This is a genomic window from Haemophilus sp. THUN1690, assembly GCF_059704375.1.
The window spans coordinates 380,719-398,734 of the sequence record NZ_AP046583.1 but is presented as its reverse complement, the minus strand read 5'-3'; the positions used below and the strand labels follow the sequence as shown (position 1 = coordinate 398,734).

At 38.5% G+C, this 18,016-nt stretch carries 18 protein-coding genes and 2 pseudogenes; 9 read left to right on the top strand and 11 right to left on the bottom strand.

Annotated elements, in window-relative coordinates; genetic code table 11:
* Window positions 1-111: 111 nt before the first annotated feature.
* Window positions 112-903: a nucleoside triphosphate pyrophosphohydrolase gene (mazG, locus tag AC6H22_RS08345; protein WP_005626144.1), complete on the top strand. Its 792-nt coding sequence runs from the start codon at window positions 112-114 to the stop codon at window positions 901-903.
* 131 nt (window positions 904-1,034) lie between these two features.
* Here mazG and AC6H22_RS08340 read toward each other — a convergent pair.
* Window positions 1,035-1,148: pseudogene (locus tag AC6H22_RS08340) on the bottom strand (rhodanese-like domain-containing protein); the annotation flags it as partial.
* Window positions 1,127-1,327: pseudogene (locus tag AC6H22_RS08335) on the bottom strand (ATP-binding cassette domain-containing protein); the annotation flags it as partial. The pseudogenes AC6H22_RS08340 and AC6H22_RS08335, both read right to left, overlap by 22 nt.
* Window positions 1,328-1,466: 139 nt before the next feature.
* Here AC6H22_RS08335 and AC6H22_RS08330 point away from each other — a divergent pair.
* Window positions 1,467-2,504: an LLM class flavin-dependent oxidoreductase gene (locus AC6H22_RS08330; protein WP_118817360.1), complete on the top strand. Its 1,038-nt coding sequence runs from the start codon at window positions 1,467-1,469 to the stop codon at window positions 2,502-2,504.
* 174 nt (window positions 2,505-2,678) lie between these two features.
* On the opposite strand, the gene AC6H22_RS08325 is transcribed toward AC6H22_RS08330, so the two are convergent.
* The 4 genes from AC6H22_RS08325 to ilvY are packed head-to-tail and all read right to left on the bottom strand — an operon-like array spanning window position 2,679 to window position 5,908.
* Complete coding sequence (locus AC6H22_RS08325; protein WP_046952563.1) at window positions 2,679-3,785, bottom strand: hypothetical protein; 1,107 nt, start codon at window positions 3,783-3,785, stop codon at window positions 2,679-2,681.
* A gap of 18 nt (window positions 3,786-3,803) precedes the next feature.
* Entirely contained in the window at window positions 3,804-4,121 is a 318-nt protein-coding gene (gene glpE, locus AC6H22_RS08320) for a thiosulfate sulfurtransferase GlpE (protein WP_005627244.1), read from the bottom strand.
* The gene (gene rarD, locus AC6H22_RS08315; RefSeq protein ID WP_046952562.1) at window positions 4,111-4,998 is read right to left on the bottom strand and encodes an EamA family transporter RarD; all 888 of its coding nucleotides are present in this window, start codon (window positions 4,996-4,998) and stop codon (window positions 4,111-4,113) included. Before rarD ends, glpE begins: the two co-directional genes overlap by 11 nt.
* A gap of 31 nt (window positions 4,999-5,029) precedes the next feature.
* Window positions 5,030-5,908, bottom strand: coding sequence for an HTH-type transcriptional activator IlvY (ilvY, locus tag AC6H22_RS08310; RefSeq protein ID WP_497515616.1), 879 nt, complete (start codon window positions 5,906-5,908; stop codon window positions 5,030-5,032).
* 162 nt (window positions 5,909-6,070) lie between these two features.
* On the opposite strand from ilvY, the gene ilvC reads away from it, so the two are divergent.
* Window positions 6,071-7,552, top strand: coding sequence for a ketol-acid reductoisomerase (ilvC, locus tag AC6H22_RS08305; protein WP_118817362.1), 1,482 nt, complete (start codon window positions 6,071-6,073; stop codon window positions 7,550-7,552).
* A gap of 71 nt (window positions 7,553-7,623) precedes the next feature.
* Window positions 7,624-10,125 carry an autotransporter outer membrane beta-barrel domain-containing protein gene (locus AC6H22_RS08300; RefSeq protein WP_497515615.1) on the top strand — a complete coding sequence of 834 codons (2,502 nt, stop codon included), beginning with the start codon at window positions 7,624-7,626 and terminating at the stop codon, window positions 10,123-10,125.
* Window positions 10,126-10,188: 63 nt separating this feature from the next.
* Here AC6H22_RS08300 and glpX read toward each other — a convergent pair whose 3' ends face one another.
* A complete protein-coding gene (gene glpX / locus AC6H22_RS08295; protein ID WP_118817364.1) occupies window positions 10,189-11,202 on the bottom strand; it encodes a class II fructose-bisphosphatase in 1,014 nt (337 codons plus the stop codon).
* A gap of 160 nt (window positions 11,203-11,362) precedes the next feature.
* On the opposite strand from glpX, the gene AC6H22_RS08290 reads away from it, so the two are divergent.
* The 3 genes from AC6H22_RS08290 to dtd all read left to right on the top strand — a co-directional run bounded on the left by AC6H22_RS08290 (window position 11,363) and on the right by dtd (window position 12,561).
* Window positions 11,363-11,581 (top strand): cell division protein ZapB, encoded by a 219-nt coding sequence (locus AC6H22_RS08290; protein WP_005629924.1) that lies wholly within the window; start codon window positions 11,363-11,365, stop codon window positions 11,579-11,581.
* A gap of 108 nt (window positions 11,582-11,689) precedes the next feature.
* The gene (gene mioC, locus AC6H22_RS08285; protein WP_118817365.1) at window positions 11,690-12,130 is read left to right on the top strand and encodes an FMN-binding protein MioC; all 441 of its coding nucleotides are present in this window, start codon (window positions 11,690-11,692) and stop codon (window positions 12,128-12,130) included.
* Window positions 12,127-12,561, top strand: coding sequence for a D-aminoacyl-tRNA deacylase (gene dtd, locus AC6H22_RS08280; RefSeq protein ID WP_118817366.1), 435 nt, complete (start codon window positions 12,127-12,129; stop codon window positions 12,559-12,561). Before mioC ends, dtd begins: the two co-directional genes overlap by 4 nt.
* A 523-nt stretch (window positions 12,562-13,084) precedes the next feature.
* On the opposite strand, the gene ispF is transcribed toward dtd, so the two are convergent.
* From ispF to ftsB, 3 genes are read right to left on the bottom strand one after another with little or no spacing between them, the layout of a single operon-like run.
* Complete coding sequence (gene ispF, locus AC6H22_RS08275) at window positions 13,085-13,561, bottom strand: 2-C-methyl-D-erythritol 2,4-cyclodiphosphate synthase (protein ID WP_118817367.1); 477 nt, start codon at window positions 13,559-13,561, stop codon at window positions 13,085-13,087.
* Window positions 13,558-14,235, bottom strand: a complete 678-nt coding sequence (ispD, locus tag AC6H22_RS08270) for a 2-C-methyl-D-erythritol 4-phosphate cytidylyltransferase (protein WP_118817368.1) — start codon at window positions 14,233-14,235, stop codon at window positions 13,558-13,560. Before ispD ends, ispF begins: the two co-directional genes overlap by 4 nt.
* Window positions 14,235-14,513, bottom strand: a complete 279-nt coding sequence (gene ftsB, locus AC6H22_RS08265; RefSeq protein WP_005627159.1) for a cell division protein FtsB — start codon at window positions 14,511-14,513, stop codon at window positions 14,235-14,237. Before ftsB ends, ispD begins: the two co-directional genes overlap by 1 nt.
* A 226-nt stretch (window positions 14,514-14,739) precedes the next feature.
* On the opposite strand from ftsB, the gene hel reads away from it, so the two are divergent.
* Window positions 14,740-15,564, top strand: coding sequence for a lipoprotein e(P4) (gene hel, locus AC6H22_RS08260; protein WP_005633143.1), 825 nt, complete (start codon window positions 14,740-14,742; stop codon window positions 15,562-15,564).
* Between the two features lie 175 nt (window positions 15,565-15,739).
* The gene (locus AC6H22_RS08255) at window positions 15,740-16,423 is read left to right on the top strand and encodes an rRNA large subunit pseudouridine synthase E (RefSeq protein WP_192885342.1); all 684 of its coding nucleotides are present in this window, start codon (window positions 15,740-15,742) and stop codon (window positions 16,421-16,423) included.
* 63 nt (window positions 16,424-16,486) lie between these two features.
* On the opposite strand, the gene ppx is transcribed toward AC6H22_RS08255, so the two are convergent.
* Window positions 16,487-18,016 carry an exopolyphosphatase gene (ppx, locus tag AC6H22_RS08250; protein WP_118817370.1) on the bottom strand — a complete coding sequence of 510 codons (1,530 nt, stop codon included), beginning with the start codon at window positions 18,014-18,016 and terminating at the stop codon, window positions 16,487-16,489.

Here is an 18,016-nt window from a genome sequence, read left to right as displayed (position 1 = left end):
GTATTTCAATGCGCAAAGTATAAAGAAAATGCGCCTAAAAAGCGACGGTATTTGCACCATTTTTCTTGTTCGTTATACTATCCAAAACATTCCATCAAAGGAAATAAAATTATGCGCTACTCCATTCAAGATTTTATCCAACTCATTGCCCAACTTCGTAATCCAAATGGCGGATGCCCTTGGGATTTAAAACAAAATTATGAATCTATGATTCCTTGCTTAACGGAAGAAACTTACGAAGTAATTGAAGCGATTGAGAAAAAAGACATACCAAATTTACGCGAAGAATTAGGGGATTTATTGTTACAAGTCGTTTTCTTCAGCCAGCTTGCTACAGAAGATAAATACTTTACTTTTGACGATGTATTGCAAGATGTCGCTGAAAAAATTGTGCGCCGTCATCCTCACGTGTTTGGCGATGCAAAAGCGGGGGACGAAACAGAAGCCCTTTCCCGTTGGAACGAAATGAAAGCCAAAGAAAAACAAGGTAAAAGTGCAGAAACCTCTATTTTAGATAATGTACCTCGTGCCTTGCCTTCTCTTATGCGAGCAGCAAAATTACAAAAACGTTGTTCAAAAGTAGGGTTTGATTGGGAAGAAATTTCACCCGTATTTGACAAAGTGCGGGAAGAATTAGAAGAAGTTCAAGCTGAAATTAACCGCACTTCGATTGAACAAAATAAAGTGGAGGAGGAAATCGGCGATTTATTGTTCGCAACCGTCAATCTTGCTCGCCACTTAAAATGTGATCCTGAAGATGCATTACGGAAAGCGAATTTAAAATTTGAACGTCGTTTTCGAGCAGTAGAACAAGCGGTTCAACAACAAGGTAAGCAAGTTAATGATATGCCACTGATTGAATTAGATTTGTTGTGGGATGAAGTGAAAAAACAAGAAAACTAATTGAGAAGTGTGGTAAAAATTTCTATCAGTTTTGATCTAACTTTTTGGGGTCAGATCGACTTCACCACACTTTTTGTTTATAAGATTGATTTTATTTCAGCAAACTCTTTCTTTACTTAAGAGAAAAAATATTAATAAGCCGTTTCTATCGGCAAACCAGCTTTTACCCAAGCATCAAATCTGCCAATGACGCTAAACACATATTCATAGCCTTGCTCAATGAGGAAAGCCGCCAGTTGGATGGATAAGTGACTTCGCCGCCCTCTGGCGTTAATTCTTTTTTTAATAGGGCAAAAAGAGACGACTTACCGCAACCATTCTTCCCCACCAAGCCGACTTTTGGTTTCGGATTGATGGTTGCCGTGGCATTTTCGAGCAATGCGGTTTGCCCGCGCTTTAGGGAAATATTATTAAATACAATCATTTTTTCGAATACATCTGAATTTGTGCCTATTTTGCAATATTTTTCCTTTTCTCGGAACAGTCTATTCCAATTTTATCGATATTTCTGCCTGAAAAAACACGTATAATGACGCTCAACAAATCAATCATGAGGAAATAAAATGAAGCTCTCTATTCTTAATCTCGCCCCTGTTCGAGAAGGACAAACTTATTTGCAAGCGGTTGAGTCTATGGTAAGTCTTGCAAAACACGCTGAGAACATTGGCATTGAACGCTATTGGATTGCTGAGCATCATAATATGAAAAATTTGGTGAGTTCAGCGACCGCACTTTTAATTCAGCATACGTTAGCCAATACGAAAACTTTGCGCGTGGGGTCTGGTGGCGTAATGTTACCGAATCATTCGCCGTATGTAGTAGCTGAGCAATATGGCACACTGGAGACGCTTTATCCAAACCGAGTTGAACTCGGCTTAGGGCGTGCGCCAGGAACTGATATGCAAACGGCTGCAGCACTTCGTCGTGGACGAAACAGTCTGGATTTCCCTGCGGAAATTGCGGAACTTCGTGGTTACTTTAAAGATTGCAACCCTGTTTCCGCTTATCCTTCCGCAGGCTTGAATATACCGTTTTATATTTTAGGATCCAGCACCGAAAGTGCCTATCTTGCAGCAGAGCTTGGCTTGCCTTATGCCTTTGCTTCACACTTTGCGCCACGCATGATGGAAATGGCAGTGGAGATTTACCGCAAAAACTTCAAACCTTCTACCTATCTTGCTGAACCTTATGTCATCTTAGGTGTGAACGCGATTGTTGCTGAAACCGATAAAGAAGCAAAACAACTGGTGACAACACAAACACTATTTTTCTTAAATGTGGTCACTAACGCACAACAAAATTTACAACCGCCTTTGGCATCAGAGGAAGATGTTTGGAAAGCCCAAATGCATGCCCAAAAGAAACCGCACTTTGGTCCAGTCGATTTCGAGGAGATCCCGATTTACAACCAAGAGCGTGCTGTAGTGGAACAAATGACCGCTTGTTCGCTTATTGGTAGTCCTGAAAGTGTGCAATTTCAACTCAAGCAACTGCGTGAACGGGTACATTTTGATGAAATTATGGCGGTGAGCTATATTTTTGATGAACAAAAACAAGCCCAATCTTACACGATGTTGAAAGCGATTGTGGATAAGCAATAGCAAGACAAAAATAAAAAGTGCGGTAAATTTCACCGCACTTTTTGTTTCGGATTGATGGTCGCCGTGGCATTTCTCGAGTAATTCGGTTTGCCCGTGTTTCAGAAAGGCATTACTAAAAACAATCATAAATATTTAAACTAAAAAATTTTAAATGGTATAACTATTATTCACTTATTATGATTTTGCACTTTTAATCAAATTAGTTATATGTTCTAACCCATCAAAAGTACTTGGTACTTGTTCTGATGTTGAAACGATGCTACTAAAAATTAGGTTTTCGAATTTATCTAAAGATGTTCCATCTTTTTCTTTAATCTCTTTTGCATAATCAGCATAACTTTGAATAAATTGACATAGAGACTGTCTGAGTTCTATTTGCATAATTTGTGTTTGAATTGAATTATAGTGTTTAAGAACCACCCTAAATAAATAAAGTAAAATAAATTCAAGACCAAGATAAGGCATTAAAAACTTCCAGAAGTCAAAGATTTCTGTAGGCTCGTCAGGTAAAGAATTATGATAATACCCCAAAATCGTAAACATAGATAAGGTAATTAAAAATAAAAGAACAAAAGAAGTCCATTTTGCACAAGTTTTTTTCTTTAATATTTTTTCAAATCCTTTTGATAAGCCAACAAAATTAAAAGCTGTTTTTTGCTTTTCTAGCAATGATGCTAATTCATTAGTTTCATTCCTATTTTTAATTATATTTTTGTCAAAATTCTGAAGTTCAGAATCTAACGTACCTTTTCGTTCGTTAATTTCCCTTAAGCCATTTACTTTAGCATTTTCAAGTTGTTCAAGTTTTGATTTAAACTTTCTTTCTTGAATAGACAATGATAAATAAAAATAATCTAAAAACCTATCATTCTTCAAGTTTTTATAGTAATTAAAATCAAAAATCCCTTGACCTTTTATCTGAAATTCATTTCTCAAAAAAATCTCCCATGTATTATAAGCATCAAAAATTTCAGGTTTATCTTTATTGTCATCTTTAATATATTTTATATAAAAGTAATATTCTTTTAGAAATGAAGCACATATTAAGTAAGATGCATCGTCCGCTATATTACTAGAATTTATATACTGTTCTAATGCATAACTATATTTTCTAAAGGCAAAAGGTAATATATTTTCTTTTTCACTCCCTAAATAAATTAATGTATTTAATAAAACAAAACATAAATTAATTTTGCTAGCTTTCTCATCGGTATTATTTACATTTTGGACATATTTTAAAACTTCTAAACGTTTTTGCTTTAACTTTTCATCATTAATCATTTATACAACCTCACAGAATTAATAAGCCGTTTCTATCGGCAAACCAGCTTTTACCCAACCATCAAATCCACCAATGACGCTAAACACATTTTCATAGCCTTGCTCAACGAGGAAAGTCGCCACATTTCGGCTACTCACGCCATGATAACAACTCACGATAATCGGGGAGTCGAAATCCACCAATTCTTCAAATTGTAAAAAGCTTTGGTTAGTTAAATGAAACGCCCCTTTCGCATGGGAATAGGTGAAACGTTGTGGATCCCGAATATCAGCAAGCATGGCGCCATTTTGCACCATTTCCCAAGCTTGTTCTGGACTAATTTCTTTAAACGACATGGTTTGTTCCCTTTGCGCGCTGTTTATACACGCCATCAAAAATAATCAGGCTCATCGCCAATACTAAACAAATGAATAACGGATAGCTGTCCGCATCCATTTCCTCTCCAATTAAAAATGAAATAATCACCATTAAAATGGTTTCAACATAACCTAAAAGGCCAAGCAAATTCATCGGCAGCATATTGCTGGCAATCACGTAAGCAATTAATGCTGCACCACTAATAAGCCCGAGTAATACCAATAATCCCCAAATATTAGGATTCGATTCCTGCACGGTGGCAAAATCGGTTTGAAGGGCAAAGTAAATGCTAACAGGCAATAATGCGATCATTTCTAAGCAAAAGGCACCAAGATCGGTATTTTTTAAGGCTTTTCGTATGGAGAAATAGGTGGTGTAACCCACACAGATAACAATGGCTTCCCAAGATAACCCGCCTTTTAAAACGATGTTAGAAATCACCCCTACAGCCGCAATTAACACAGCAATAAATTTCAATGTTGAAATTCGTTCTTTAAAAATGATCCGTCCTGCGGCCACCATCACAATTGGTAACAATAAATAACCGAAAGAAACACTTAAGGAGCTGCCATTATTGGGTGCCCACAAAAAGAGCCACATTTGATAACCCATTAATGCGCCACAAGTGATATAGGAAAGGGCAAAGAGCGGTTGTTTTTTGATGCGTTTTATATGTTCCACTAATGCCTGTTTCTGCTTAAACATGATAACGGAAAGGGCGACGAAAGGGAATGTAAAAATCATTCGATAGCCGAAAATATCCGTGCCGCTAAGTGGTTTCAGCAGCGTGGAAAAATAATACATATAGCCAAATAAAAATGAGGCTAAAAGTGAAATGAGTACGCCTCTTAACATAATAATCCTTAGGTTAATTCTACTTATTATTCTAGTCTAACATCTCCCAAAATGCACGAATTAAGGGGTTTGCCAAATTTCTTTTTTGCACACAAACGCCCAAATCAAATGCTTCTACCGGATTATCCAAATTTAAACGGGAAACTTCTTTTGCCATTGGACTATTATCAATTACTGCATCGGGTAGCATAGCCAATCCAAAACCGAGCGCTACCATCGGCACGATCCCTTCGTGTCCTGCTACGGTGGCATAGATTTTCGGATGTTTAATGTGTTTGCTACGTAACCATTGTTCAATACGCTGCCGCGCCATTCCATCTAACGGTAAGATAAAAGGCATTTGCTGCCAATTGATCGGTTCTTCCTGTAATAATTGTGTCGCCAAACAAGCCACGCGAGGCGCAATTAATGAAAGGGAAATATCATCAATTTTATAAAACTCCAACCCAGCCGGCAGATTATTTGGTTTCCCCGCCAAAGCGAGATCTACTTGTTCTGATTGAATAAATTGCACTGCAGAGGCTGGGTCACCAGTCGTCAATTGAATTTCAACCTTTGGATAACGAGAACGAAATTTGGCTAATACCTGTGGCAAATGACTATATGAAGCCGTTACTGAACAAAATAAGCGTAACTCTCCACTTAATTCCGCTGAATTATCTCGCAGTTGACGCTTAAACTCTTGCCAGTTTTGCCATTCTGTTTTCGCAAATTGCAGAAATTTCTCGCCTTGTTCGGTTAAGCGCACTTGGCGATTATCACGAATAAATAAAGGTTGTTCTAATTCTTCTTCCATGCGTTGAATTTGGCGTGAAAGCGTAGACGGCGACATATGATTTTGCGTAGCGGTTTTAGCAAAATTTTGTGTATCAGCAAGATGAAGAAATATTTGGAGGTCTTGAAAGTTCATATGTATCGTTAAAAGCAAATAACGTTGCAAAAATTGCAACACTAAGTGTCAATAATATCACTTTACGCAACAACTAAAAACCTTATAATCCACTTCACAACAAAAAACTATATTCAAACACAACCTCATACACATTAATCAACATCATATTAAGGATGAAAAATGGCTAACTATTTCAACACATTAAATTTACGCGAAAAATTAGATCAATTAGGTCGTTGTCGTTTTATGGATCGCAGCGAATTTGCTGATGGTTGCAACTACTTAAAAGGCAAAAAAATCGTTATCGTCGGCTGTGGTGCACAAGGTTTAAACCAAGGTTTAAATATGCGTGACTCCGGCTTAGATATTTCTTATGCATTACGTCCAGAAGCGATTGCAGAAAAACGTGTTTCATTCCAACGTGCGACTGAAAATGGTTTTAAAGTGGGCACTTATCAAGAATTAATTCCAACCGCAGACTTAGTGATCAACTTAACACCGGACAAACAACATTCTAAAGTGGTGGCTGATGTGATGCCATTAATGAAAAAAGATTCTGCATTCGGTTACTCACACGGTTTCAACATTGTTGAAGTAGGTGAGCAAATCCGTGAAGACATCACTGTTGTCATGACTGCACCAAAATGTCCAGGTACTGAAGTTCGTGAAGAATACAAACGTGGTTTCGGTGTGCCAACATTAATCGCGGTTCACCCGGCAAATGACCCTCGTGGTGAAGGTATGGCAATTGCGAAAGCATGGGCTGCAGCAACTGGTGGTGACCGTGCGGGCGTATTAGAATCTTCATTCGTCGCAGAAGTAAAATCTGACTTAATGGGTGAACAAACCATTCTTTGCGGTATGTTACAAGCAGGTTCAATCGTATGTTATGACAAACTTGTTGCTGATGGTAAAGATCCAGCATACGCGGGTAAATTGATCCAATACGGTTGGGAAACTATTACCGAAGCCTTAAAACAAGGCGGTATCACATTAATGATGGATCGCTTATCAAACAGCGCAAAATTACGTGCATTTGAACTTGCGGAACAAATCAAAGAAAGCCTTGGTTTCTTATATTACAAACACATGGATGACATCATCAGCGGTCACTTCTCAGCAACTATGATGGCTGACTGGGCAAATGGCGACAAAGATTTATTCGCATGGCGTGAAGCAACTGGCAAAACTGCCTTTGAAAATGCACCAAAAGCAGACGGCATCAAAATCTCTGAACAAGAATACTTTGATAACGGTGTATTAATGGTAGCGATGGTGAAAGCAGGTGTTGAATTAGCCTTTGATGCAATGGTGGCAAGCGGTATCTATGAAGAATCAGCTTACTATGAATCACTTCACGAATTACCGTTAATCGCTAACACCATCGCGCGTAAACGTTTATACGAAATGAACGTAGTTATTTCTGATACTGCAGAATACGGTAACTACTTATTCTCTAACGTAGCGACCCCTATTCTTGCTAAAGAAATCATCCCAACCTTACAAAAAGGTGATTTAGGTGAACCAACACCAGCAGTCGCTATCGACAACATTACTTTACGCGATGTAAACGATGCAATCCGTAACCACCCGGTTGAATTAATCGGTCAAGAGTTACGTGGCTACATGACAGATATGAAACGTATCGCAGTTGCAGGTTAATTATTAAATCGGTAAAATTCAAGCCAACTTATTCAATAAGTTGGCTTTTTTTATAATCCAAAGGAATTCATATGAAAAATAATAAAATTTTTAACCGCACTTTTAAAGTGAGTTTGGTGGCTATGGCGTTAGGATTAGTTAATTCGGCATGGGCCATTAATTATAAACTATATGAAGGTACCGTATATAAAAATCCGGAAAGAACTGACTCTGAAGTAAAAAATATGAATTTTTATTCAGATTATGGCTATGATTTAACAAATAAAAATAATCTAGCCCATGTATCTTTTAGAATGAAAAATGGTCTAGACAATAAGGATTATCCAACAGAATCATTAATTTTCCTCGATCCTCAATTTTCTAATGGGCCTAGTTCATTAGAAATCAAACCTAATAGCACTTTCACATTATCGAAGGCTTTTCCTGAAAGTTCTGTTTTTGAATTGAGAGATGCAAATCTTAAATTTCACTTCGGAAATATCAATTTATTTGAGGGACTTTCTACAGTTGATGCTGATGGAGAGCCTGTTTTAGGAAATTCAGCATTTAATCTTCAAGGTAATACCACTATTGATATTGATGCTGTTCATATTGTCAGCTCAGCTAAAGATAGCACGGGATACCAAGTATATGGTAAATCTACAGCAAATATTATCAACTCCTCTATTTTTCTAGGGGGAGATAACAGCACTGCTGTAGATGCCGAAAACTCAACATTACATATCAAAAATTTAAATATCGCGCTACAGCCAGCTGGTACCGATAAATCAGCTACTATTGCATACGCATCAGAGAATTCTACATTAAATATTGAAAACAGCCTGCTCACAATTGAAGCGAAAGGTCAAAGTAAAGGTTTAGGTTTTGTACTTGATGGTGGCGTGACCAACATTACAAATTCCAACATTGAAAATAACACTGGAGATGTTGTTATTTTTACTAATAAACAAGATTCTCGAGATGAAACAAATAATTACAGCTCAACAACAGTTAATCTAAAAAATACTAAAATCCCTGATGCAAAAGTATTGGTTGGATTAAACATGCCCGATCTAGCTGATACGGACTTATCTGAAGGAGAGAAAACTAACTCACCTAGATTTGTGTTAAATGCAGATAACTCACAGTTAAATGGTGCAGTAAAGCAATATGACGGTACAAATAAAACGCCTGTTACATTAAATCTAACTAACAATACTACATGGGATTTAGTGGATAATTCAGAAGTAACAGACTTGCATTTAAATAACTCTGCGGTTTCTTTAACTAATACAAATGCTCCTTATACGACATTAACTATCACGGGTAACCTCACTGGCTCTGGCACATTCAATCTAAACACGAATATTGCTGAAAACAAAAGCGATAAAATCGTTGTTCAAGGTACTGCTGAAGGTAATCATAAAATTGGGGTAACTAACCAAGGTGCAAATGTCGCTAACGGAAAAGTGACACTTGTAGAAACCAATGGTGGTAATGCGGCATTTAGCTTAACTAACCCGAATAATCGTGTAGATTTAGGGGCTTACCAATATTTCCTAACAAAAGAGGGAAATAATTGGGTATTAGCGAATTCTAAAAATGCGGTCACCCCAACTCCACCTGTTGCACCCGTTACACCAAGTAAACCTGTGGTGACTCCAAGCAAGCCTGTGGTGACGCCAAGTAATCCAGTAGTACCACCTGCAGTTCTACCAAGTACACCATTACTCTCAGACTTAGCGAATGCACAAGTTTCTCTTCGCCAAGCACAATTGCTTTTAGTGGAAAATGATTTAAGTGGCATTCATCAACGTCTAGGTGAAGTGAAAAACGGTGAAAAAGGTAATGTATGGGTTCGTAATGTGAATTCTCGACAAAAATTAGCCGCACTTTCGACAGGTGAGAGTGAAACTTCTGGCTTTAAACAAAACGTACATAGCTTACAAGTGGGCGCTGATGCTGCTGTAACAGATAATCTCCGTGTTGGTGGATTTGTTGGTCGTAGCCAAGCTAACGTTGATTTCAATGGTCATTACGGTGATGGCAAAGTAAGAAACAACAGCGTGGGCTTATATGCAGCTTACCTTGCAGATAACGGTATTTATGTAGATAACATCGTGAAATACAGCCGTTTACACGCTAACTCAGATCATACTGAAAAACGCCATTACAACGCTTATACTATTTCGAGTGAATTAGGCAAACGCTTTAGCCTTTCGAATGATTGGACAATTACCCCGCAAGCACAATTAGCGTGGACACATATTTCATCACAAGAGAATGAAGATAGCTTATCTTCTGTGTATTCTCGAATTGGTTTACGTGTAGCCAAAGGCTTTGCATTAAGTAATGGTTGGAATTTACAACCTTATGCAGAAGTCAATGCGATTACTAGCAAAAACCGTAGCAGCAAAATTCATTACACAAACAGCGCACTTGATGTTGCAAGCAGCCGTGGACGTTTTGAAAGTGCGGTCGGTTTAAATGCTGGATTTGCAAATCATCGTTTTGGGTTAGAAGTAAGCCGTGCTGACGGTAAAAACTTCGATAAACCTTATGCAATTCAAGCGGTTTATCATTATAGCTGGTAGTATCTTGCTAAACATACCTCTTAAAAGTGCGGTGAAAATTCACCGCACTTTTGTTTGTCCCAACTAAATATTCAAAATCTTATAAATTTCAGAATCTTTACGATCTAGATAATGGATGGATTGGATTTTACGAATTGTGCGAGATTTTCCACGAATTAAAATTGTTTCAGTGCTGGCTAAATTGCCCTTTCGAGAGATACCTTTAAGCAAATCGCCATTAGTGATACCTGTTGCGGTAAATACTAGGTTATCATCACGCACAAGATCTTCAAGTTTTAACACTTCATTGATTTTTACGCCTAATGCTTCACAACGCTGAATTTCATCCGCAGCAATTTTTTTATTTTCTTCCGTATCACCTTTTACTTCGTTACGAGGAAGTAAACGAGCTTGCATATCGCCACCTAATGCACGAATTGCAGCTGCAGCTGCCACACCTTCTGGTGCGCCACCGATTCCGTAAAGAAGATCGACTTCGGCATCAGGCAAACAGCACAATACGGAACCTGCCACATCACCATCAGGGATCGCCATCACTCTCACGCCCAAGCTATGCATTTGTTTAATTACCGCATCATGGCGTGGTTTTGCCAATACCATTACGGTGAGATCAGAAAGGGATTTTCCTAGCTTAGATGCGACACGGCGAAGATTTTGTTCTAGTGGTAAATTTAAATCAATCATGCCTTTAACATCGGGGCCAACCACCAATTTTTCCATATACATATCTGGTGCTTTTAAAAAGGTATTTCTGCCGCCGGCAGCTAAGACAGAAATAGCATTAGACTGACCCATTGCGGTCATACGCGTGCCATCAATAGGATCAACGGCGATAGAAACCAATTCTCCCATGCCAGAACCGACTTTTTCACCAATATAAAGCATTGGCGCCTCATCAATTTCCCCTTCACCAATCACGATTTCAGCATCCATATGAATTAAGTTCAGCATGTAACGCATGGCTTTCACTGCTGCATCGTCAGCTGCATTTTTATCCCCTCGACCAAGCCACATATGAGCCGCTAACGCAGCCGCCTCAGTCACACGTGAAAATTCAATAGCCAATGCGCGATTCATCATTATTCTCCTTCTGCTTACTTTTCTAGATCATGGCAAAATGGCCTTATTTTATCACCACGTAATCGTTTGCATAATAATTTTTTCTCCAACGCTTTAAAAAGGCAAATTTACTGGGTAAAATACTCTCAAACTTACCCATATTTAAAAGGAAATCATTATGTCTTTAGAAATTTTAAACCAGCTTGAGGAAAAAATTAAACAAGCGGTAGAAACTATCCAATTACTTCAATTAGAAGTTGAAGAATTAAAAGAGAAAAACGCAGAATCTCACAGAAATATCGAAAGTTTACAAACTGAAAACGAACAACTGAAAAACGAACACCGCAACTGGCAAGAACATATTCGTTCATTGCTTGGCAAATTTGATAACGTTTAATCGTAATAAAAGGCTTAGAAAATCTAAGCCTTTTTATTTTAATCATTTCAAAAATATTCTTTTACTTTTCCCTGTGTTAGGGAATAAAAATAAATACAGGATAATCAAATGCACATTTGCATTCTCTCTGGCAGCACTTTAGGTGGCGCAGAATATGTTGCCGAACATTTAAACGATGTTTTAGAAACTCAAGGTTTTTCCACCGCTCTTTTTCACGGACCAAGTTTATCTGACATCGAAAATGAAAAAATTTGGCTTGTTGTGACTTCAACTCATGGCGCAGGTGAATTGCCAGATAATTTAAAACCTCTATTTGATGAATTAGCTAAAAGTCAAAGCAATTTTTCAGATGTTCGTTTTGCTGTCATTGGATTAGGTAATTCTGATTATGATACTTTTTGCTATGCCGCAGATAAAGTGGAGCAAGCGCTTCAAGAAAAAAACGCGGTCAAAATTTGCGAGACGTTAAAAATTGACGTGTTAAACGTGGATGATCAAGAAGGCTATGCTGAAGCATGGTTACCGAGCTTTATCGAGGGATTAAAATGATTGCCTTAATCCAGCGTGTCACCCAAGCGAAAGTTGATGTAAATGGTGAAACAATAGGACAAATTGGCAAAGGTTTGCTGGTTTTGCTTGGTGTAGAAAAAGAAGATAATCAAGAGAAAGCGGATAAACTGGCTGAAAAAGTGCTTAATTATCGAATTTTCAGTGATGAAAATGACAAAATGAACTTAAATGTTCAACAAGTACAAGGTGAATTACTTATTGTTTCTCAATTTACATTAGCGGCGGATACACAAAAAGGTTTGCGTCCAAGCTTTTCAAAAGGTGCCCCCCCAGCATTGGCTAATGAATTATATGAATACTTTATCCAAAAGTGCAGTGAGAAATTACCTGTCTCAACAGGGCAATTTGCAGCGGATATGCAAGTGAGTTTAACAAACGATGGCCCAGTTACGTTTTGGTTAAACGTATAAATAAGAACGGTTGATTAGTAATAAGACAAGATTTTTGAATTTTAGAAAATTAAGCACGCTAAATAGCTTAACTAATGGAATATCTGCGTTAAACGTACATATTCCATTAGTCAACATCAACTAACAACATAGCACCTAACAACAAGGTTGGTGAGCAAAAAGGCGAACTGAAGCCCTCCATTGCTCCCTCGTCCATAAATGGACGTTTCCTCTCACCAATGGCCACTTATAATAACAAGGGTGAATTATCACCATTGCCATTTCACTGATTAGGGATAATCGGGAATGTCAGACAACAGCCCGCCAAACCCAATAGGCAAAGTGCACAGCGCAATGCCAAATAGCACAAACATCCATTCTTGCGCCTAAATATTTTCATTTATAGTCTGTGTTATCAGCTACAAACTCACTGTACAAGAATATGGTATGCCTTTTCCTAGGTTAAAACTGTGATCTAGATCACAAAAATAAAAATGCGGTGAAATTCTTTTAAAAATTTCACCGCACTTTTAAGAATAAATAATTATTGTCGGATTAAAAGGGCAACGGCTTCACAAGCAATTCCTTCTTGTCGTCCGGTAAAGCCTAGTTTTTCGGTAGTCGTTGCTTTCACATTGACTTGCTCAATATCGCATTGTAGGTCTTCAGCTATTTTGGCACGCATAGCATCAATATGTGGGCGCATTTTAGGTGTTTGTGCAATGATAGTGACATCGACATTACCAATTTTATATCCCTTTTCTTGCACTTGACGAAATGCTTCACGCAATAACCCACGACTATCCGCATTTTTATATTGCATATCCGTATCAGGGAAAAGCTTTCCAATATCACCTAGAGCCGTGGCTCCCAAGATAGCATCGGTTAAGGCATGTAATGCCACATCACCATCAGAGTGCGCAATAAACCCTGTATGATAAGGCACTTCTACACCACCGATAATTAATGGGCGATTTTCGCCAAACGCATGAACATCAAAACCGTGTCCAATTCTGATCATAATTTATTCCTTGTTAAATAAAATTCTGCTAGTGCCAAATCTTCTGGACGAGTCACTTTTAAATTATCACTACGCCCAGCCACCAAGTGCGGTCGAAATCCTGCCAGTTCCATTGCTGATGCTTCATCCGTTATATTCGCACCTTGTTGAATCCCTGTGGAAAGCGCATTTCTTAATATATCTACTGGGAAAAACTGTGGTGTCATCGCTTGCCAAAGTTGACGACGATCTTCTGTTTTAACAATACATTGCTGATTATCCGCCCGTTTAATCGTATCCGTCGCTGGAATTGCCAAAATAGCACCATGTTCATCTTCAATGGCTAGCAATTTATCAATGTCGGCATGTTGTAAACAAGGACGAGCAGCATCATGAACAAGCACCCACGCATTTTTTTCCTCAATTGCGTTTAAACCATTTAATACGGATTCAGCTCGAGTTGCGCCCCCCTCCACTAACTGAATTTTAGGGGCGAGTGATAACTTAGCAATATAAGGATCATCTTTGCTCACCGCCAAAATAATTTTAGATACGACAGGATGAGAAAGCATAACATCAAGTGTGTGTTCGAGCAGTGTTTTGCCGAGCAGCGTTAAATATTGTTTCGGTTTATCTGCTTGCATTCGAGAGCCCACACCAGCTGCTGGCAATACCGCAATAATTGAACGAGCCATTATTTATTCTCTTTCACAATGTGATAAAACACTTCGTTTTCTTTTACCATGCCATGCTGCATTCGAGCACGTTCTTCAATAGCTTCAAAGCCTTTAGTTAGTCCTTGAATCTCCGCATTAATACGCTGGTTGCGTTGAGACAGTTTTTCATTTTCCGCTTGGTTTTCTACAATCTTTGCGGCAGTGTCTCGGTAATCAAAGAAACCATTACGGCCAAACCATAAATCATATTGAAACAAAGCTAATACGGCAAAAAGAATGAGAATAAGAAGTCGCATAAAAATGTTGGTGATGAATAAAATTGCGGTTAGTTTACCGTGAAAAGGGGGGAAAGGCGATAGGATAAAAAAGAAAGTGCGGTAAGTTTTACATCTAAATCTCGTGTTAAAAATGTGACGAGCATCACAAATTTAATAGAATTACCGAGAAAGCGCTCCAAAAAATAAAAAGGCTTGCTATACTTTCCCTCGTTTTTACTAACCCTAAAGTTAAAAGGAATATAACATGAAAACAACTTTAAAAATGACCGCACTTGCAGCACTTTCTGCTCTTGTTTTATCTGGCTGTGGCGTACACAAAATGAAGTCAGAAGAACATGCAAATATGCAATTACAACAACAAGCTGTTCTTGGCTTAAACTGGATGCAAGATTCTGGCGAATATAAAGCATTAGCTTATCAAGCATACAATGCGGCAAAAGTAGCATTTGATCACGCAAAAGTAGCAAAAGGTAAGAAAAAAGCGGTTGTGGTTGATTTAGATGAAACCATGTTAGATAACAGCCCTTATGCTGGCTGGCAAGTTCAAAATAACAAACCATTCGATGGTAAAGATTGGACTCGTTGGGTAGACGCGCGTCAATCTCGTGCCGTTCCAGGTGCGGTAGAATTTAATAATTACGTAAACAGCCACAAAGGTAAAATGTTCTACGTAACAAACCGCAAAGATAGCTCTGAAAAAGCCGGCACTATCGATGATATGAAACGCTTAGGTTTCAATGGCGTGGAAGAATCTGCATTTTATTTGAAAAAAGATAAATCAGCTAAAGCAGCTCGTTTTGCAGAAATTGAAAAACAAGGCTATGAAATCGTACTTTATGTAGGCGATAACTTAGATGACTTCGGTGATACCGTATATGGCAAATTAAACGCAGATCGTCGTGCATTCGTTGATCAAAACCAAGGTAAATTTGGTAAAACTTTCATCATGTTACCTAACGCAAACTACGGTGGTTGGGAAGGCGGCTTAGCTGATAGCTACTTCAAAAAAGATACCAAAGGCAAAATCAAAGCTCGTTTAGATGCAGTACAAGCTTGGGATGGTAAATAATTTTCCATTAAAAAGATCGATTTAATATCGATTCTAAAAATTTAGTTGGGGGCTAAGCTCAGTTTTACTGGCTTAGCCTTTTTAGTTTTTTAGATTAACTCAAGTAATCATCATTACTACAGCTTGAAGTTTTGCTATGATGTTGCAAGCTTTTCAAAATAGAAATCATAAGTTAATGAAGAAAAATTTTTCGGTAGGAAAATTGCCGTCTAAAGGAAAAAGTGCGGTTAATTTTCACCACACTTTTAAGCCTAAATCAAAACCTAAAACGCTGTCGTTGGATGAAACCAAGGTTGTGTTATTCAATAAACCTTTTGATGTGCTCACGCAATTTACCGACGAACAAGGGCGCGCTACCTTAAAAGATTTTATCTCAATTCCAAATGTTTATGCGGCAGGTCGATTAGATAGAGACAGTGAAGGATTACTGATTTTAACTAATAATGGCGAATTACAACATCGTTTGGCCGATCCCAAATTTAAAACAGAAAAAACCTATTGGGTGCAAGTCGAAGGCATCCCTGAAGAAACCGATTTAGCACAACTCAGAAAAGGTGTAGAACTCAAAGATGGTATGACAAAACCCGCTCAAGTGCGGTTAATTTCAGAGCCAAATTTATGGGAACGCAATCCACCTATCCGAGAGCGAAAAAATATTCCTACAAGCTGGTTAGAAATTAAGATTAGTGAAGGACGCAACCGCCAAGTGCGGAGAATGACTGCGCATATTGGTTTCCCCACTTTACGATTAGTGAGAGTGAGTATGGGCTCATTATCTATTAATGGATTAGCAAATGGCTCATTTAGATTATTATCATTGGATGAAATAAAAGCGTTATTTCAGACCGTCAAATTATAAAAATAGGGCAAGTATTTAGCTTGCCCTAAATTTTTCTCCCATAAATATTGAGCAGAAAGATAATTAATAAAAAACTAAACTGCTTTCAAACTCTTTCAGAAGATTACTTTCAGCTCGCAATTCATTCCAAATTAACGGGTTACGGTCTAAGTATCCGCTTTCAAAATTCAATGTCCAATCATTCAAAGTGCGGTGCATTTCAAGGGTGAAATTTTTTGCTGTTTCTGTTGCTTGACGGGATTTATTGAGAATAACCGCAAGACGAAGTAATCGCATTAAAGCCATCACATCCTGTTCGCTATAACGTGCAAATTTAAAAAATTCAGCAGGTTTAAGCGTGCCAATATGCCAACGCACTAACGCGGTAAGCAAACGTTGCTGTTCACGATCAAACCCAGGTAATTCCATATTTTGTAAGATATACGCCGAATGTTTTTGTAAACCTTTGTGATTAATCACAATACCAACTTCATGCAAGCGCGCAGCCCAAAGCAGGATTTCGCGCATTTCTTCAATAAATTCTGTCGATTGCCAATCTTTATATTGTGCACTGAGTAAATTAGCACTATCCGCAACTCGGTGGGCTTGGGCTTGGTCAATATTGAATTGCTCGCTTAACCCCCAAGCAGTGCGCGCTCGAATATCTGCAACTTGGAAGTTTTTTTCTAGGCTATAAATGACGCCTTCGCGCAATGCACCGTCAGAATAGCGCATTTGTTGAATATGAAAAACTTCAAACACCGCACTTAAAATCGCTAAACCCGGTACAAAAACATCTACGCGATCTTGGTTTAAACCGTTAATATTTAGCTCAGTAAAATGCTTGGCTTGTAGTGTTTGTTCAATTAGAGCATTTAATCGCTCGGCTGTAATGGTTCCATTTGGATCAAGATTAGTCGCAATGACTTGCGCAACAGTTTTAATCGTCCCCGATGAGCCGAGCACAGATTGCCAACCTAATTTGCGATATTCAAATCCTAAATCTTCGATTTTATTTACCGCACTTTGGCGCGCTCGTTGGAAATTTTCTGGGGAAATGACGCCTCCAGTAAAAAATTGAGTCGCAAAACTCACACACCCCATGTGGCGGCTTTCAGCCACAAGCGGCGTGAAATCATCACCGATGATCATTTCTGTCGAGCCACCACCAATATCCACAACGAGCTTACGACCTTTCTCTGGTTGCGTATGGCATACGCCTGCGTAGATGGTCTTAGCCTCAGTTTGCCCACTAATAATATTAATGGGATAGGGGAAAACTTTGGCTGCTTGACGTAAAAATTCGTCATTATTCACCGCTCTTCGTAACGTATAAGTACCAACCACATTGACATTTTCAACAGGAAATCCTTGTAAACGTTCGGCAAATAAGGCTAAGCAATTTACACCACGCGTAATGGCCTCTTGATGAAGCACCGCATTTTCATCTAAGCCTTCCGCGAGTTTCACTTTTTGTTTTAAGCGAGAAAGTACTTGGATTGAGCCGTTCACAATACGTGCCACAATCATGTGGAAGCTGTTTGACCCGAGATCAATCGCCGCGATTTCACGTACATCGCTGCGGTGCTGGGGTTCTAAAATAGGGTGATTCAT

Coding starts and splice junctions, on each gene's coding strand:
- mazG (WP_005626144.1), top strand. CDS start 112: ATGCGCTACTCCATTCAAGATTTTATCCAACTCATTGCCCAACTTCGT.
- AC6H22_RS08330 (WP_118817360.1), top strand. CDS start 1,467: ATGAAGCTCTCTATTCTTAATCTCGCCCCTGTTCGAGAAGGACAAACT.
- AC6H22_RS08325 (WP_046952563.1), bottom strand. CDS start 3,785: ATGATTAATGATGAAAAGTTAAAGCAAAAACGTTTAGAAGTTTTAAAA.
- glpE (WP_005627244.1), bottom strand. CDS start 4,121: ATGTCGTTTAAAGAAATTAGTCCAGAACAAGCTTGGGAAATGGTGCAA.
- rarD (WP_046952562.1), bottom strand. CDS start 4,998: ATGTTAAGAGGCGTACTCATTTCACTTTTAGCCTCATTTTTATTTGGC.
- ilvY (WP_497515616.1), bottom strand. CDS start 5,908: ATGAACTTTCAAGACCTCCAAATATTTCTTCATCTTGCTGATACACAA.
- ilvC (WP_118817362.1), top strand. CDS start 6,071: ATGGCTAACTATTTCAACACATTAAATTTACGCGAAAAATTAGATCAA.
- AC6H22_RS08300 (WP_497515615.1), top strand. CDS start 7,624: ATGAAAAATAATAAAATTTTTAACCGCACTTTTAAAGTGAGTTTGGTG.
- glpX (WP_118817364.1), bottom strand. CDS start 11,202: ATGAATCGCGCATTGGCTATTGAATTTTCACGTGTGACTGAGGCGGCT.
- AC6H22_RS08290 (WP_005629924.1), top strand. CDS start 11,363: ATGTCTTTAGAAATTTTAAACCAGCTTGAGGAAAAAATTAAACAAGCG.
- mioC (WP_118817365.1), top strand. CDS start 11,690: ATGCACATTTGCATTCTCTCTGGCAGCACTTTAGGTGGCGCAGAATAT.
- dtd (WP_118817366.1), top strand. CDS start 12,127: ATGATTGCCTTAATCCAGCGTGTCACCCAAGCGAAAGTTGATGTAAAT.
- ispF (WP_118817367.1), bottom strand. CDS start 13,561: ATGATCAGAATTGGACACGGTTTTGATGTTCATGCGTTTGGCGAAAAT.
- ispD (WP_118817368.1), bottom strand. CDS start 14,235: ATGGCTCGTTCAATTATTGCGGTATTGCCAGCAGCTGGTGTGGGCTCT.
- ftsB (WP_005627159.1), bottom strand. CDS start 14,513: ATGCGACTTCTTATTCTCATTCTTTTTGCCGTATTAGCTTTGTTTCAA.
- hel (WP_005633143.1), top strand. CDS start 14,740: ATGAAAACAACTTTAAAAATGACCGCACTTGCAGCACTTTCTGCTCTT.
- AC6H22_RS08255 (WP_192885342.1), top strand. CDS start 15,740: ATGAAGAAAAATTTTTCGGTAGGAAAATTGCCGTCTAAAGGAAAAAGT.
- ppx (WP_118817370.1), bottom strand. CDS start 18,016: ATGAATCACCCTATTTTAGAACCCCAGCACCGCAGCGATGTACGTGAA.